We start from the raw sequence: 15,726 nt of genomic DNA, 5'->3' as shown, positions 1-15,726 counted from the left end.
ACATTTGTTTAACTCAATGCTTTTGAATCTACCAATTCAATAGAAACAATGAAAGACAGAACAACGGATTATGATGTAGTAATAGTAGGTGGTAGCTTCGCCGGACTTTCCGCCGCCATGGCCTTAGGGCGCTCATTACGCAAGGTACTTCTGATTGATAGCGGTAGCCCCTGCAATATCCAGACCCCACATTCACACAACTTTATTACGCAGGATGGAGAAACACCACAGGCCATTCGGGACAAAGCCATCAGTCAGGTACTTAGTTACCCGACCGTTACCTTTCGCGACTCGGTTGTAAATAAGGTAAGCCGGGAGGCAGATAAATTCTTAGTAGAAATTACTGAGAGTGAATCCTTTACCGCTAAGAAACTCCTGTTAGCCACCGGTGTCAGAGATCTCATGCCTGATATAGAAGGGTTCGCCGCCTGCTGGGGTATATCGATACTACACTGTCCCTACTGCCATGGCTATGAAGTACGCCACAAGAAGATCGGCTTGCTGGGCAACGGAGACATGGGTTATGAATTTGTTAAACTCCTGAGTAACTGGAGTCAGGATCTGGTACTTTTTACCAATGGTACTTCTACACTGACCGAAGAGCAAATCCAGACGCTGAGAAGTAAAGAGGTTGAGATTGTTGAAGAGGAGATCCTGCAGATAGAACATGAACAGGGTATTATCCAAAATCTGGTACTGAAGGGTGGCACCAGCTACTTTGTTTCAGCCCTGTTCGCCCGGGTCCCCTTTGAGCTACACAGTACTATTCCGGTGGAACTTGGATGCGAGCTCACGGATCATGGACTCATCAAAGTAGATGAATTTCAGCGAACTACTGTAAAGGGTATATATGCCGCTGGTGATAACGCGTATCCCATGCGGTCGGTGGCCTCCGCCGTGGCCGCGGGTAATAAAGCGGGAGCCGTCATGAATAAAGAGCTCATTGACGAGGAGTTCTAATTGTAAGTCAGTAACTGATATACAAAGAGTAGTATGAAAATAAAGAAGCCCGGTCTGAAATAGAGTCGGGCTTCTTTATTTGTCGTGTTGAAAACGGACTTAGCTAACCCCAATTTATAATTGGGTGTTGCATTATATAGCGTCTGCGACGCGATGTAGTTTCTTCCACGTTGAAAACGCTGGAAGAGAGCCTCTTGCCGGGCGGAGCCTGATTGCAAATCAGGGCTAGCGGAGCGCGGGCAGAACTTAGAACAGCTCCTTTACCTTCGCAAACGACATCTCGTTATAGTTCTCAATATATAGGTTACAGGGAGGCAGCTCTTCGCGCGTGTGGGAGGTAAGTACTCCCACTACCTTCATACCCGCATTAAGGGCCGCCGAAACACCCGAATACGAATCTTCAAATACCACGCACTGCTTTGGCTCCACTCCCAGGTTCCGGGCTGAGGTCAGGTACACCTCCGGATCGGGCTTGTGCTTCTTTACGTCTTCGCTGGCCAGGATAGACTCCATCTGCTTTCGCAGGTCCAGCTTAGTGATGATCAGTTCCAGATTGGCATAGGGAGCCGAGGTGGCCACCCCGGTTTTGACGCCGTTATTTTTAAGATCACCAATGAATTCCAGCAACCCGCCAATGGGCTCTATGTGAGGCTCGTAGATGGTACGGAACAGGCTTTCTTTTTCGTCTTCCAGTTGCTTAAACTCCTCACCTACTACCTCTCTCTGCAGGAAGTGGCTTAATATGTAGCTATTGCTTTTGCCAAACATGTGTTGGGCAAACTCCTCATCGGTAGGTGACAGGTCACGCTTAGCAAAAAACTCACGGAATGCCTTCGAATGGTACGGATTGGTATGGCAGATAACGCCATCCATGTCAAATATGACAGCTATTGTGTTTTCCATGGTACAAATGTACACTAAAAAATAGGGCAGGTCTAGCCTGCCCATTGGATGAAATAAGTATTGATTTAGATGATATCAGGAAGATTACTCCCAGGCCACCTCTATCACCTGATCTTTCAGGTCAATGGTCGTGTACTCCTCACCGTTCTGGCGCTTCAGGGATACCACGCCGTTCTGCACCCTGGCCACCTGCTGAGTAATCACATCCTTCTTATTCTTCTTACGATAAACAACCGCCATATTCTCACTGGTATTGACCGGCACATCTATGTTCTTTCCGCTGGCTTTGACGGTAGTACCATTAGAGGGCATATAGGGAGCCTTCGCCAGCGCCAGCGCCCGGGTAGCCATAGGTACACCATAGCCCACGTAGTTATTGCCATAAGGATACAGATGCGCCGACTTCTCAATCAGTTCCATCAGTTCCTTATTATTCAGCTCGGGGTGAGCCTGCATCAGACAGGCCGCAAAGCCCGTAATGACCGGTGCCGACAGCGAAGTACCATAAAGCGAGAAGCAGGAAACATTAGGCTTGAGGTACGGCAAAAACTCCGGTCCTACACTACTGTACCCGATCTTGTTCCAGAGCCGCTGGTTGGTAGCCCCGATAGAAAGTACCCCCTTGGCATCCGCGGGAGTCGAAATAATACGCCAGTTTTTGTCTTCGCCTTCGTTACCGGCCGATACTATAATCAGCATGCCCTTCTTGTCCGAAGCCATCTGGGCCGCACGGCTGATGGCGCTGGTCTTGCCATCCATCTGCTTGGTTTCGTAATTTTCTTTGGGGTCCGAAAATCCGCGGGCGTAACCCAGTGAAGTATTGATCAGGCGCACCCCCAGGCTGTCCATCCACTCCATGGCGGCGATCCAGTTGTCCTCTTCGCCCCGCCACTCACGCAACGAGTAGTCGGTACGGGCCAGGTAAAACTTGGCATCCATGGCCATACCGTACTGGATGTTGTCATTCTTGTCCATACCACCAATGGCGGCCATTACTTCGGTACCGTGTACATCCGAGAATGACTCGGCCGTCGTGTACAGCAGTGAAGCCGGGCGGTCACGCTTGACGTAGTCACGAATACCAAGAATACGCTTGCCGGTAAAAATATCACGCAGGGCATAGGACGAATCAGCTCCGTAAAAACCCGCGTCGATCACACCGATGGTCACCCCCTTGCCGGTATAGCCCGATTGTAGAAATGCCTCGGACTGTACCTGCGCCATTACCGGTGCCAGTTGCGCTTTATCCACGGGTTGGGTACGGGCTATGTAGAAGCCGGAGGTCATAGGTACTACGTCGGTTACGAAGGGGAGCTTCGACACTCGGAACGCCTGCTCGGGCGTGAGGGTAGCCGACACGGCATTCAGCCACTTGGAGCGATTGATGATCGTAACGGAAGTCTGAGTGAGCTCCTTTTCGTAGGCAGCCTGCACCGGCAGGTCCGTCTCGTCAAATAGGGCCAACCCCAACATCTTCCGGTTCTGCATGGTAGTTTCGGAGATGGCTGGTTGGTCGGCCGCGTTCTTGTCTTTCAGGTATATCCAGTACTTGGGTTGGGCAGAAAGGAATAGGGGTAGAAAAAGCAGTATACCGAGAAGTCTGGCTTTCATACAATCAGGGAAAATTAGTTTGGTAATGTTTTGTAATTTTGGTCAATCAATAGCTTTAAGCTGTAAAATTATAGTGCCTGACTTGCTGTAGTATTCCACTTTTCTGGTGATCTATCCGAAACCCGACAAGACTATAGGGAGTTAAACGTAATTAATTAATTGATTCGTCAAAAGTGTTCCTCATAAATAAACTACCATGCGCTATCTACCTATTGATAAAACCCTCTTTGTAGAAAACCGTCGCCGATTAGCAAGTATCCTGAAACCCAAGTCAATGGTCATCCTGAATGCCAATGACATCATGCCTACCAATGCCGACGGTTCGATGGGCTTCCGGCAAAGTACTGACCTGTTTTACCTCACGGGTGTAGATCAGGAGGAAACAAGGCTGGTCTTATTCCCTGAGCATCCCGATGAGAAAATGCGGGAGGTCCTGTTTCTGCGTGAAACCAATGAGTACATAGCCGTGTGGGAGGGTGAAAAACTGACCAAGGAGCAAGCCCGTGAAGTATCAGGGATCCAGACTATATTCTGGACCCATCAGTTCGAACAGGTATTTCGTAACATTGTTTTCGAAGCCGAGCGTGTGTACCTCAATACCAACGAGCATACCCGCAACGACTCCCCCGTTCAGACCCGCGAAGCGCGTTACGTTCAGGAGTTTCGTGAGAAGTACCCCCTCCACCAGCTGGACCGTCTGGCTCCGCTTATGCACTACCTGCGTGCCATTAAGCAGCCTCAGGAACTGGCTCTCCTGCAGGAGGCCTGTGACATTACCCGTGCCGGATTCCATCGCCTGCTGAAGTTTGTGAAGCCGGGCGTAATGGAATACGAAGTAGAGGCCGAACTGCTGCACGAGTTTGTCAGGAGCCGTTCGCGTGGGTTTGCGTACCAGCCCATTATCGCATCGGGGGCCAACGCCTGTGTACTCCACTACCTTCAGAACAACCAACCCTGCAAGGACGGTGATATCCTGCTGCTCGACGTAGCGGCCGAGTACGCCAACTACAATGCCGACCTGACCCGTTCCATCCCGGTTAATGGTCGCTTTACGGAGCGGCAGCGGCAGGTATATGACGCGGTACTGCGGGTATTCAAAGCTGCCAAATCCATGCTGGTACCCGGCAACATCTGGGACGACTATCATGTAGAGATAGGTAAGGTGATGGAGAATGAGCTGATCGGACTGGGACTAATCACCAAAGAAGATATCGCAAAGCAAGACCCCGAGCTACCGGCTTACAAGAAGTACTTCCCGCACGGTACCTCCCACTTCCTGGGCCTCGACGTGCACGACGTAGGCAACAAGTACCGTCGCTTCGAGCCGGGGATGGTATTCACCTGCGAGCCGGGTATCTACATCCGCGAAGAAGGCCTGGGTATTCGTCTGGAGAATGATATCCTCATCACCGCCGACGGTAACAAAGACCTCATGGCGGATATACCCATTGAAGCTGAGGAAATTGAAGAGCTGATGAATAGCTAAAACAGCAATAGGTATATTTTTTTAGTTATATAACTCCGGCCAGGTACCATTGGGAACTTGGCCGGAGCTTTATGTACTTATCATCCCCTAACTCAACCTATGTATCTGTCACCGGAAGATCTCATAAAACTTCTATTAGCATTTGTCATTGGTGCCATAGTTGGTCTGGAACGGGAATACCGGAGCAAATCGGCTGGCCTACGCACTATGATCCTGATATCTCTGGGGTCCACCTTATTCACGCTACTATCGATCAAAGTCAGTCTGGATGCCGGTCGTATAGCCGCCAATGTTATCACGGGTATTGGCTTTATTGGCGGTGGAATCATATTCAGGGAGCAAAATCAGGTAGTAGGACTTACCACGGCGGCGGCCGTGTGGGTAACGGCCGCAATGGGCATGGCCATCGGCGCGGGCTACTACGAAATGGCCTTTTTCACCTTCGCCCTCGTCATCCTGTCACTGGTTGCCCTGATACCACTGCAAAGCTTCATGAAGAACCGGAATCAGATCCGGAACTATCGCATCGTAACCAGGTACCAGCAAAAAACCCTCAAACGCTACGAAGAGCTGTTCCGTGAATATAATCTAGGTGTGATGCGGGGTAAGCAGAACCGCACTGGTGACCGCATCAGTGGCAACTGGACCCTTCAGGGAAGCGAAAAACAACACGAAAAGCTCACGAAGTATTTGCTGAATGACTCTGAGGTTGTGGAATTTGACTTTTAGTATGAGTAAGGTCATTTTTTGTACACTCCAGAAAAGCAGAAATGGGTGTAAATTGCAGCCTCTGGAAACGCATCTATTTCTAAATTCGTTACTAGAATATAGTCCTAAATCCCAATATTAATTGTATTACATTTTGTGCCACCACTATGCCTGGTCTACTAATAAATGATCTACTCTGGGAGGTTCTTAAGCAAAACCTGACTACCACCGAGCAGCAATGGCTGAATGAAAAAAGTCTGGCTCAGCCTCGCGAATTAATGACTGCCTTTGTGGCCGCTCCCCGGATTCTGTCCAAACGTGTGGTTGACATGGATGTAGCCCACAGCCTCGAGATCAGCAAGCTGCTGCCCGGATTTTCTATTGAAGGCTGGACGGTAGTACGTTTAGGCAGAGTGTGGTTGCTTACTTGCCTGGATGCTTCAGGGAAAGAAGAATATACGAGGTATATAGATACTCTTTTTGATACGGCCGAAATGAACGAACTCGTAGCCCTGTACTCGGCCCTGCCCCTGCTGGAATACCCTGAGCAGTGGCTCTTCCGGGCTACGGATGCCGTACGATCTAATATGGGGGTGGTACTGGATGCCATCGCCCTGCACAACCCCTACCCGTCCCGACACTTTACCGACCCCGCCTGGAATCAGCTGGTCCTGAAAGTAATCTTTAACGACAAGCCTATACACTACATAGTAGGGCTGGACGAAAGGGCCAATGAACCGCTGGCGCGTACCTTATCGGACTTTGCTCACGAGCGCTGGGCCGCCGGCCGTAAGGTGGCTCCTCAGGTATGGCGGCTGGTGAGTAAATTTATGGACGATGCACTTTTAAAAGATATGGAGCATCTGTTTAGATCCAGCCAGCCCTACGACCGCGAATCGGCAGCCCTTGCCTGTCATCACGCCCACTATGAGCCGGCGCATCAGCTACTGGCCTCCCACCCTGATCTGGAAAAAGCCGTACAGCACGGTACCCTGACCTGGGCCCAACTTGAATTTACAGACCTAAACACGTATGTGTAACCATAACGAATTACAACAGAACCCCTCGCACTTTGAAGAAAGCGATCAGGTAGGCACGCACCGCGACATGAACTGGAGTGAATACCAGGAGCTTATCCGGGGCATGCGCTTCTTTGATCCACACATTCACATGACCTCCCGTACTACCGATGACTACCAGGCCATGGCTGATGCGGGGATTGTGGCTATCATTGAGCCCGCCTTCTGGCTGGGACAGCCGCGGACCGGCCTTTCATCCTTTAAAGATTACTACAGCAGCCTCGTAGGGTGGGAGCGCTTCCGGTCATCGCAGTTTGGTATCAAGCATTACTGCACCATCGGACTCAATTCCCGTGAAGCCAATAATGAGCCCCTGGCCGAGCGGGTCATGGAGATCCTCCCCCTGTTCCTGTACAAGGAAGGCGTGGTAGGTGTGGGTGAAATAGGCTTTGATGACCAGACGGCCGCCGAAGAAAAATACTACCGGGCGCAACTTGAACTGGCTAAAGAAGCCAGGCTACCCGTACAGGTACATACCCCCCACCGTGACAAGAAAAAAGGTACCGAGCGCAGCATGGCCATAGCGCTGGAGCACGGACTGGACCCGTCGTGGGTGACCATAGATCACAACAACGAAGAGACCGTAAAGAGCGTACTGGATCAGGGCTTCTATGCCGCTTTTACTATTTATCCGTTTACTAAGATGGGTAACGAACGGATGGTAAAAGTAGTAGAGCAGTACGGTCCTGAGCGCATCATGGTCAACTCCGCCGCCGACTGGGGTATTTCTGATCCGCTGGCTATACCCAAGACGGCCGCCCTGATGAAGATGAGCGGTATCTCCGACGAAGCCATCCGGAAGGTGACCTACCAGAACGCCATCGACGCCTTCGGCCTGAGTGGTCAGATCGACGTAGCAGATTTTGAGAATGGAGTATCCGTAGACCAAAGCCAGAAGTTCAACGGCAATACCATCCTGCGGGGCGGACAGCAACCGCGGGTTGCCAAAGACTCACTCGTAATTCGTTAACGTGAGCAAACTTAAAGCCTATCTACAGCTAACACGTCCGGCCAATCTGGTTACTGCTCTGGCCGATATACTGGCCGGAGTAGCCATTGCGCAGTTTACTTACTACTCCAACTATATTGCCCCCGGCACGCTCCTGCTGGCTACACTCGGCCTGTATGGTGGTGGTGTGGTGATGAATGATGTGTTTGACGCCGATCTGGATGCTGTCGAACGTCCCGAGCGCCCAATCCCGAGTGGCAGGGTAAGCCGGAGTTCAGCCACTACGTTTGGAGTACTGCTCCTGGTACTTGGTATCGCATTTGCCGGTATGTATAGTACGCTCAGTGCCTCCATCGCTACGCTGGTTGCTATTGGTGCCCTGGTATATGACAAGTGGGCGAAGCATTATACCGTATTCGGGCCGCTGCTAATGGGACTATGCCGGGGCGGCAACCTGCTACTGGGTATGAGTTCGATCCCCCAGACGTTACACGACTGGGGCTATTTGGCGCTTATACCGGTGGCTTACATTGGAGCCATTACTCTCATTAGTCAGGACGAAGTACACGGTGGCAAGCGCCGCACGTTATATATAGCCGCTGCTCTCTATTTGCTGGTTCACATAGTTCAGCTGGTGGTGGCCTTTATGAATGGAAATGGTCCGTTGGCCTTACCTCTGGTAGTTTCCCATGCCTGGATGGTGGGGCGTCCCTTACTGGATGCCATTAATAATCCAATCGGGCCTATGATAGGAAAAGCAGTAAAAGCGGGCGTTATTTCGCTCATTATTATGAATGCAGCCTGGTGCATGGCCTTCGGGAACTGGCACCTGGCGCTGATTGTAGTAGTACTATTGCCCATTTCCCTAAAATTAGCCCGTATTTTTGCAGTGACATAGTGTCTGATACCCAATATATGCAACCCCTACATCAACGATTTCAGGTAGAATTTAACTACTCAATATTCTTTACTCAGGGAGTATTTTCTCCTCAAAATACCACTTTGAGCGACTTCCTGCGCGCTTACGGTGAAGCCGGTTTTAAGCGTAAGGCTATGTTCGTAGTGGACGATGGCCTGGTAGATCACTATCCAGATCTGGTAGATGATATTACCAATTACTTCGCTCCGCTGGCCGATGAGGTACAACTGGTACAATCGATCATGATATTACCCGGCGGCGAAGCTTGCAAAAATGACCCATCGCTTTTCGAACGCATTGTACAAGCCGTAGATACTTCCGGCATTGACCGGCACTCGTTCGTCATAGCCGTGGGAGGTGGTGCCATGCTTGACTTAGTGGGGTACGCTGCGGCGGTATCCCACCGGGGCGTCAAGCATATTCGTATCCCGACTACCGTGCTCTCACAGAATGACTCGGGGGTAGGTGTTAAAAATGGGATCAACTACCACGGCAAAAAGAACTTTCTGGGTTCATTTGCCCCTCCGGTAGCCGTATTTAACGACAGCGACTTCCTCAAAAGCCTCGACGACCGTGACTGGCGGGCGGGCATGTCCGAAGCCATCAAAGTAGCCCTGATCAAGGACAGGAGCTTTTTTGAATGGATGGAGCAGAATGCAGAAGCGCTGGCACAGCGGGACCAGGCTACCATGGACTACCTTATCCACCGTTGTGCTGAGATGCACGTAGAGCATATTCGCAGCGGCGATCCGTTTGAGTTTGGTTCATCACGCCCGCTGGACTTTGGTCACTGGGCGGCGCACAAGCTCGAGTACCTCACTAACTTCTCCATCCGTCACGGCGAGGCCGTAGCGATTGGAATCGCGTTGGATAGTGTGTATTCGGTGAAAGTGGGGCTGCTATCCGAAGAAGGTCTTCAGCGTATACTGAATCTGATGAACCGGCTGGGCTTTGAACTATATCACCCGGCTCTATCCGAGAATGATAAAGAGCTGCTGCGGGGTGGTTTGCACGAGTTCCAGGAGCACCTGGGCGGTCGCCTGACGATCATGCTCCTGCAGGAGATAGGTAGAGGAGTGGAAGTGCACGAAATGGACGCCGAACTCATCGCCGAATCGGTAGACTACCTCGAAACTTTCAACTCCTCGCTTGTATGAAAACACCCCACGGACACTTGACCTATTGCAGTAACATTCATCCCGGCGAGCAATGGAACGACCATTTCCAGGCGTTGCGGGAGAATATCCCCTTTATCCGTCAGCAACTCGCTCCCGGCCAACCTTTTGCCCTGGGACTCCGACTGGCCAATGACGCTTCCATCGAACTGAGTGATCCGGATCGGCTGGCTGAGTTTCAAGCCTGGATGCGGGAGCAGGACGTGTACGTATTCAACATGAACGGCTTTCCTTACGGGGGCTTTCATAATACCCGGGTGAAGGACGATGTACATAGCCCCGACTGGACTACCACCGACCGTACCCTTTATACCCAGCGGCTGTTCAATATTTTGGCTCAGATCCTGCCCAATGGCATGGATGGTGGTGTATCTACCTCTCCCCTTTCCTACCGCTTCTGGTGGAAGGATGAGGCGGCTACTAAATCTGCCATGCAAACGGCCACCAATAACATTATCCTGGTTGCGGATACACTCGTAGAACTGAAAAGAGAAACGGGTAAAACCATGCACCTGGACATAGAACCGGAGCCGGACGGACTGCTCGAAAACTCCGAGGAGTTTGTAGACTGGTACCGTGACTACCTGCTGCCCCAGGGTATCCCCTACCTGCAGCAGAAGTACGGATTCCGGGAAGAGGAAGCTCGCGAAGCTATACTCACCCACATACAGCTATGCTTTGATGTGTGTCACTTCGCCGTAGGCTACGAAGAGCCTCAGGATGTATTGGACCGCCTCGATACTGTAGGAATACAGGTAGGTCGTATCCAAATCAGTTCGGCAGTACGGATGGATCTTAGTAAGGATGCCGACGAGAAAATAAAAGCGATCCGTCAATTCGATGAACCCGTTTACCTCCACCAGGTAGTGGCACGTAACGGGGATGGCAGCTTCCAGAAGTACCCTGATCTACCGGAGGCTCTGGCCGACTGGAAAGGACAGCATAGTGAGTGGCGGATTCACTTCCACGTACCTCTATTTATAAATACCTATGGTTCGCTGGACTCGACGCAGTACGACATTGTAAAGACACTGGCCATCCAGAAGCAGTACCCATTCACCCGACACCTCGAAGTAGAAACCTACACCTGGGGGGTACTCCCGTCCGAAATTCAAAAACCAATTGGCGAATCCATAGTTCGTGAAGTAGCATGGGTAGTCAATCAGTTGAACGAGGATTAATATAGAATGCAAAAGACAGTTGTAATAGATATTGTTGGTCTGAGTGCCAATCTTATTGGAGAGCATACTCCTTTCCTGAAAGGGTATCTCCAGGGGCGGCACCTGACCCCTATCAAGCCGGTACTTCCGGCCGTTACTACCACCAGCCAGAGCTGCTACGTAACGGGCAAATGGCCCTCTGATCACGGCATCGTAGGTAACGGCTGGTACGATCGGGAAGATTCAGAGGTAAAATTCTGGAAGCAGTCCAACAAGCTGGTACAGGCTGAGAAGATCTGGGATGCGGCCCGCAAACAAGACCCGACCTTTACCTGCTCCAAGATGTTCTGGTGGTACAATATGTACTCCACCGCTGACTACTCCGTCACGCCCCGCCCCCAGTACCATGCTGATGGGGTAAAAGCACCGGACTGCTATGCCTATCCGCCCAGCCTGCGGGATGAACTGCAACAGGAGCTCGGCCAGTTTCCGCTGTTCAACTTCTGGGGGCCCAACGCCAACATCAAGTCATCCAAATGGATTGCAGATGCATCGGTGTGGGTGGATAAGAAATATGACCCTACGCTTACGCTCATCTACCTGCCCCACCTGGACTACTGCCTGCAGAAATTCGGAGATGATTTTTCTAAAATTCATAAAGAACTGGGTGAAGTAGACGAACTGGTTGCCGGGCTGGTGCGCCACTACGAAACCAAGAACGCCCGCATCATCCTGCTGTCTGAGTACGGGATTAATCCGGTCAATCACCCTATCCACATCAACCGCATCTTACGTGAGGAGGGTACTATCGCTGTCCGAACCGAGCGCTGGTATGAGTTGCTGGATGCGGGTGCATCCCAAGCCTTCGCTACCGCCGATCACCAGATTGCCCACGTGTACATCAACGAACCCTCGGTTAAAGAAAGGGTAAAGAAACGCCTAGAGCAAGAGCCGGGCATAGCCCTGGTACTTGACGAGGAAGGAAAGCGGGCGCATCATATAGATCACGATCGTGCCGGTGACCTGGTAGTCGTGGCCGAAGCCGATAGCTGGTTTACCTACTACTACTGGCTTGACGATGCCAAAGCTCCTGACTATGCTAAGCTGGTGGATATTCACCGCAAGCCCGGTTATGATCCCGTGGAGATGTTTATGGACCCTAAGAATCCCCTCATCAAGCTACGCGCCGGGTATAAGCTGGGACGCAAGCTTATGGGCTTCCGCTACCTGATGGATGTGATTCCGCTGGATGCTACGCTGGTAAAGGGTTCTCACGGTAGCCCTCTGGTGCCTCGCCAGTACTACCCGATCTGTATCACTGACCAACCGCTGCCCCAGTCTGAACTGGAAGCGACGGAGGTATACGATGTGATCTGGAAGCATCTTCAGTAGGTAGTGGTGTTGCTATCTGAAAAATACTGAAAAAGCTCCACTGCGGCATAGCCGATCATAATCAGGCAGAGCAGCACTTCCATGACCATCCCGGTCAGGAAACCCAGAAATGACCCGAAGGCCGCTTTCATAGCTACCTTTCGGGTTGAGCCTCCGATCAGTTCACCAATAAGTGCCCCCAAGAAGGCTCCGATAAAAATTCCGAAGCCGGGTATTATAAAAAATCCAATGATCAACCCTAGTGTGGCACCGATGGCGCCATAGCGGGTACCGCCAAACTTCTTAGCTCCCCAGATAGGGATAAAGTAGTCCAATACCACCATGAGGGCGGTCAGCAGCCCCAGGCCTACCAACACTACGGTGCTAAATTCGGCGTAACTACTGAAATGCAGCATCAGGAGCCCACCAAAACTAAGGGATGGCCCCGGGGTGGGTAATACAGCTCCGGCCAGTCCGGCCACTAAACAAATCACTCCCAGAATGAGTAATATAGTATCCATGGTTTAAAGGTTTTTATTGAATTTGAAGTACTAAAAAAACCATGCGTCATTCTATCTTTGCGCCGCTAATAGAGAAGACTCTTCGGTCGGGCCGATAGAAAACCAGAAGTTTTTCATTTAAAATTCACTCAATACAACGATCATGTCCAAAGTACTCATTATAGGAGCCGGTGGAGTCGGAAGCGTGGTAGCACACAAGTGTGCCATGAACAGCTACGTATTTACCAGTATCATGCTGGCCAGCCGGACCAAATCCAAATGTGATAAAATAGCCGCTGAGATCAAAGAGATGCACGGCGTAGATATAGCCACGGCTCAGGTTGATGCCGACGTAGTAGCCGAGACAGTTATGCTGATCAAGCAGTTTCAGCCCACTATGGTCATTAACGTGGCCCTGCCCTACCAGGATCTGGCCATTATGGATGCCTGTCTGGCTACGGGAGTTCACTACCTCGATACTGCCAACTACGAGCCTAAAGATGTGGCCAAGTTTGAGTACAGCTGGCAGTGGGCCTACCAGGATAAATTCATAGAGGCGGGCCTGATGGCTCTGCTGGGTTGTGGATTTGACCCCGGTGTGACGCAGGTATTCACCTCCTACGCGGCCAAGCACCACTTCGACGAGATGCACTACCTCGACATCGTGGACTGTAACGCCGGTGACCATGGTAAAGCGTTTGCTACCAACTTCAACCCTGAAATCAATATCCGCGAGATTACCCAGCCCGGTCGTTACTGGGAGAATGGCGAATGGGTAGAGATCCCGGCCATGTCCATCCACAAGCCGATTGACTACCCCGGTATCGGAGATAAGGAGAGCTACGTACTGTACCACGAGGAACTGGAGTCACTGGTGAAGCACTTCCCTACCCTGAAGCGGGCCCGCTTCTGGATGACTTTTGGACAGCAGTACATCACGCACCTGAATGTACTTCAGAACGTAGGTATGACCAGCATCCAGCCTATCAAATTCCAGGGCGTTGATATCGTACCTCTGGAATTCCTTAAGGCAGTACTTCCGGCTCCTGAGTCCCTAGGCGAAAATTACAAGGGCCAGACCTCCATCGGCTGCCAGATCAAAGGGATTAAGGATGGTGAGGAGAAAACCTACTACGTATGGAATAACTGCGACCACGCCGAGTGCTGGCGCGAAGTACGGTCGCAGGCGGTGAGCTACACCACCGGTGTACCGGCTATGATTGGTGCCATGCTCATGCTAACCAACCCTGATTGGATGAAGCCCGGCGTATGGAACTGCGAGCAGCTGAATCCGGATCCATTCATGGAGCTACTGATCATGCACGGTCTCCCCTGGAACGAGCGCATCAACATGCCGCTCCCCCACGAGTACCCTGCTTAATAGCAAATACCTGTACAGAAAAGCCCCGGCCGTGGCCGGGGCTTTTTACTGAGTTAACCAATATACTTCATTCTCTCTTTACGACTAAAAATGAGTAAACACTATACAGAAGGGCAGGGCTACCAAAATGAGAACTACGCTGAAGGGGCCTTACCCAAAGGTGAATACGAAAACTGTACGTTTACCGCCTGTACCTTCGCCAACACCGACCTGTCCGGCTACCACTTTGTAGAATGTGTCTTTGAGAATTGTGATATGAGTATGGCCAAACTGAGAGGTACTGTATTCAAAGATGTACTCTTTAAGGGCAGTAAGCTGCTGGGGCTGCACTTCAATGACTGCAATGGCTTTATCATTACCTTCCGGTTCGAAAGCTGCCTGCTTAACTTTTCTTCCTTTTACAGACTGAAGCTCAAGAATATCCGCTTTACGGACTGCCGGCTCGAAGAGGTAGATTTTGTGGAGGCTGATCTGACCAACGCCGTCTTCCTCAACTGTGACCTCAACCGGGCCGTATTCAGGAGTACCATCCTCGAAGGAGCCGACTTTCGCTCCTCCTACCACTTCTCCATTGACCCCGAAGCCAACCGGATCAGTAAAGCCCGCTTCGCGCTGCATAGCGTGTCGGGGCTACTGGATAAGTACAAGATCAGTATTGAGTAATCTGGATACAAGAAGAGCCCGGCTTGTTGCCGGGCTCTTCCTATTTGTTCTAAGTCATTTCAAGTTCTAAACTGTTTAGGCTTCTGCTTCTGGCCTGCCAGTTCAGCTACTTCGTTGATTCGGTTCTGTCTGGTTTCAGGTCGTTTGGCCAGGACTATCCAATGCAGAATACTTTTTCGGACTGATTTGCTCAAACTTAGAAAGTAGGCTTCTGAACCCGGTAAGGCTTCGAATGCCTGCGTTAGATCAGTGGGTACCTTCAACTCTTCTACATCGTCCAGCGTTTCCCAGGAGCCATTCTGCCTGGCAGTAGCGATACTTTCGTAGCCTGCCGGGGTCATCAATCCTTCCTCTATCAGCCGCTGTACCTTTTCCTTATTAACTTTTGACCAACCACTCTTCGGTTTTCGCCAGCAGAAGAACTGCAAAAACTTCTCATTATCAATAGATCTTCGTGTGCTGTCAATCCAGCCAAAGCAAAGCGCTTCGTCAACCGCCTCACTCCATGAGAGGGTTGGTACACCCGACTTCGCTTTGAAGAAAATAAGCCATATTGATTGCTTAGACCTATGATTTTCTTCCAGCCACTGTCTCCAGTCGTGCCGGCTCGTGGGGCAGAAAGTTTCTATTTCTTTGTTCTGCATTATTAGTGTATTATCAGATGACAACTATAATAATGCTCAAACAAAGCTTTCGCAGCCAATGCGAGTAACAGGCTAAGCCAGTTAAAGGAGATCAGTTGACCAATCATGTTGTAGTTGTTATAGGTGAACACTACAAAGCTAGATCGGTCAACTGACAACCTTATGTCAGGAGTACTTCAGGAGTTAGCAGTATTTTCAAGATAGTCCTGATAAATCA

Annotated in this window: 15 protein-coding genes; 11 read left to right on the top strand and 4 right to left on the bottom strand. The window is 50.8% G+C overall.

All coding sequences use genetic code 11. The features are described 5' to 3' along the window. The first annotated feature begins 48 nt into the window (after positions 1-48). Positions 49-960, top strand: a complete 912-nt coding sequence (locus JUB14_RS09865; protein WP_207505687.1) for an NAD(P)/FAD-dependent oxidoreductase — start codon at positions 49-51, stop codon at positions 958-960. A 246-nt stretch (positions 961-1,206) separates the two neighbouring features. Here the strand turns inward: JUB14_RS09865 and JUB14_RS09860 are convergent, their stop codons facing one another. Together JUB14_RS09860 and JUB14_RS09855 are read right to left on the bottom strand one after the other, a co-directional pair. Beyond that, a complete protein-coding gene (locus JUB14_RS09860; protein ID WP_207505686.1) occupies positions 1,207-1,863 on the bottom strand; it encodes an HAD family hydrolase in 657 nt (218 codons plus the stop codon). Between the two features lie 84 nt (positions 1,864-1,947). Next, positions 1,948-3,474, bottom strand: coding sequence for a S8 family serine peptidase (locus JUB14_RS09855; protein ID WP_207505685.1), 1,527 nt, complete (start codon positions 3,472-3,474; stop codon positions 1,948-1,950). Between the two features lie 196 nt (positions 3,475-3,670). Here JUB14_RS09855 and JUB14_RS09850 point away from each other — a divergent pair, with 196 nt between their 5' ends. The 8 genes from JUB14_RS09850 to JUB14_RS09815 all read left to right on the top strand — a co-directional run bounded on the left by JUB14_RS09850 (position 3,671) and on the right by JUB14_RS09815 (position 12,342). Next, positions 3,671-4,960, top strand: a complete 1,290-nt coding sequence (locus tag JUB14_RS09850; protein WP_207505684.1) for an aminopeptidase P family protein — start codon at positions 3,671-3,673, stop codon at positions 4,958-4,960. 99 nt (positions 4,961-5,059) lie between these two features. Continuing rightward, complete coding sequence (locus JUB14_RS09845; RefSeq protein WP_207505683.1) at positions 5,060-5,689, top strand: MgtC/SapB family protein; 630 nt, start codon at positions 5,060-5,062, stop codon at positions 5,687-5,689. Between the two features lie 146 nt (positions 5,690-5,835). Next, on the top strand, positions 5,836-6,708 hold the full coding sequence (locus tag JUB14_RS09840) for an EboA domain-containing protein (protein ID WP_207505682.1): 873 nt from the start codon (positions 5,836-5,838) through the stop codon (positions 6,706-6,708). Beyond that, on the top strand, positions 6,701-7,717 hold the full coding sequence (locus tag JUB14_RS09835) for a TatD family hydrolase (RefSeq protein ID WP_207505681.1): 1,017 nt from the start codon (positions 6,701-6,703) through the stop codon (positions 7,715-7,717). The genes JUB14_RS09840 and JUB14_RS09835 overlap by 8 nt, the downstream gene beginning before the upstream one ends. A gap of 1 nt (position 7,718) precedes the next feature. Further along, entirely contained in the window at positions 7,719-8,594 is an 876-nt protein-coding gene (gene eboC / locus JUB14_RS09830; RefSeq protein ID WP_207505680.1) for a UbiA-like protein EboC, read from the top strand. Positions 8,595-8,611: 17 nt separating this feature from the next. Continuing rightward, complete coding sequence (locus tag JUB14_RS09825) at positions 8,612-9,772, top strand: 3-dehydroquinate synthase (RefSeq protein WP_207505679.1); 1,161 nt, start codon at positions 8,612-8,614, stop codon at positions 9,770-9,772. Then, entirely contained in the window at positions 9,769-10,971 is a 1,203-nt protein-coding gene (gene eboE / locus JUB14_RS09820) for a metabolite traffic protein EboE (protein ID WP_207505678.1), read from the top strand. The genes JUB14_RS09825 and eboE overlap by 4 nt, the downstream gene beginning before the upstream one ends. A 6-nt stretch (positions 10,972-10,977) precedes the next feature. Beyond that, complete coding sequence (locus JUB14_RS09815; RefSeq protein ID WP_207505677.1) at positions 10,978-12,342, top strand: alkaline phosphatase family protein; 1,365 nt, start codon at positions 10,978-10,980, stop codon at positions 12,340-12,342. On the opposite strand, the gene JUB14_RS09810 is transcribed toward JUB14_RS09815, so the two are convergent. Beyond that, positions 12,336-12,842, bottom strand: coding sequence for a DUF456 domain-containing protein (locus JUB14_RS09810; RefSeq protein WP_207505676.1), 507 nt, complete (start codon positions 12,840-12,842; stop codon positions 12,336-12,338). The genes JUB14_RS09815 and JUB14_RS09810 overlap by 7 nt on opposite strands. A gap of 142 nt (positions 12,843-12,984) precedes the next feature. Here JUB14_RS09810 and JUB14_RS09805 point away from each other — a divergent pair, with 142 nt between their 5' ends. Both JUB14_RS09805 and JUB14_RS09800 read left to right on the top strand, forming a co-directional pair. Beyond that, positions 12,985-14,202 carry a saccharopine dehydrogenase family protein gene (locus JUB14_RS09805; protein WP_207505675.1) on the top strand — a complete coding sequence of 406 codons (1,218 nt, stop codon included), beginning with the start codon at positions 12,985-12,987 and terminating at the stop codon, positions 14,200-14,202. Between the two features lie 90 nt (positions 14,203-14,292). Next, entirely contained in the window at positions 14,293-14,865 is a 573-nt protein-coding gene (locus JUB14_RS09800) for a pentapeptide repeat-containing protein (protein ID WP_207505674.1), read from the top strand. 59 nt (positions 14,866-14,924) lie between these two features. Here the strand turns inward: JUB14_RS09800 and JUB14_RS09795 are convergent, their stop codons facing one another. After that, positions 14,925-15,509 (bottom strand): YdeI/OmpD-associated family protein, encoded by a 585-nt coding sequence (locus tag JUB14_RS09795; RefSeq protein WP_207505673.1) that lies wholly within the window; start codon positions 15,507-15,509, stop codon positions 14,925-14,927. Positions 15,510-15,726 lie beyond the last annotated feature (217 nt).

The sequence above is a fragment of the Telluribacter humicola genome (assembly GCF_017355935.1).
GTDB classification, from domain to species: Bacteria; Bacteroidota; Bacteroidia; order Cytophagales; family Spirosomataceae; genus Telluribacter; species Telluribacter humicola.
The sequence above is the reverse complement of the archived record's forward strand: the minus strand, read 5'-3'. Positions and strand labels throughout refer to the sequence as shown.

Coding starts and splice junctions, on each gene's coding strand:
- JUB14_RS09805 (WP_207505675.1), top strand. CDS start 12,985: ATGTCCAAAGTACTCATTATAGGAGCCGGTGGAGTCGGAAGCGTGGTA.
- JUB14_RS09825 (WP_207505679.1), top strand. CDS start 8,612: ATGCAACCCCTACATCAACGATTTCAGGTAGAATTTAACTACTCAATA.
- JUB14_RS09800 (WP_207505674.1), top strand. CDS start 14,293: ATGAGTAAACACTATACAGAAGGGCAGGGCTACCAAAATGAGAACTAC.
- JUB14_RS09840 (WP_207505682.1), top strand. CDS start 5,836: ATGCCTGGTCTACTAATAAATGATCTACTCTGGGAGGTTCTTAAGCAA.
- JUB14_RS09845 (WP_207505683.1), top strand. CDS start 5,060: ATGTATCTGTCACCGGAAGATCTCATAAAACTTCTATTAGCATTTGTC.
- JUB14_RS09835 (WP_207505681.1), top strand. CDS start 6,701: ATGTGTAACCATAACGAATTACAACAGAACCCCTCGCACTTTGAAGAA.
- JUB14_RS09850 (WP_207505684.1), top strand. CDS start 3,671: ATGCGCTATCTACCTATTGATAAAACCCTCTTTGTAGAAAACCGTCGC.
- JUB14_RS09815 (WP_207505677.1), top strand. CDS start 10,978: ATGCAAAAGACAGTTGTAATAGATATTGTTGGTCTGAGTGCCAATCTT.
- JUB14_RS09860 (WP_207505686.1), bottom strand. CDS start 1,863: ATGGAAAACACAATAGCTGTCATATTTGACATGGATGGCGTTATCTGC.
- JUB14_RS09795 (WP_207505673.1), bottom strand. CDS start 15,509: ATGCAGAACAAAGAAATAGAAACTTTCTGCCCCACGAGCCGGCACGAC.
- eboE (WP_207505678.1), top strand. CDS start 9,769: ATGAAAACACCCCACGGACACTTGACCTATTGCAGTAACATTCATCCC.
- JUB14_RS09865 (WP_207505687.1), top strand. CDS start 49: ATGAAAGACAGAACAACGGATTATGATGTAGTAATAGTAGGTGGTAGC.
- JUB14_RS09810 (WP_207505676.1), bottom strand. CDS start 12,842: ATGGATACTATATTACTCATTCTGGGAGTGATTTGTTTAGTGGCCGGA.
- JUB14_RS09855 (WP_207505685.1), bottom strand. CDS start 3,474: ATGAAAGCCAGACTTCTCGGTATACTGCTTTTTCTACCCCTATTCCTT.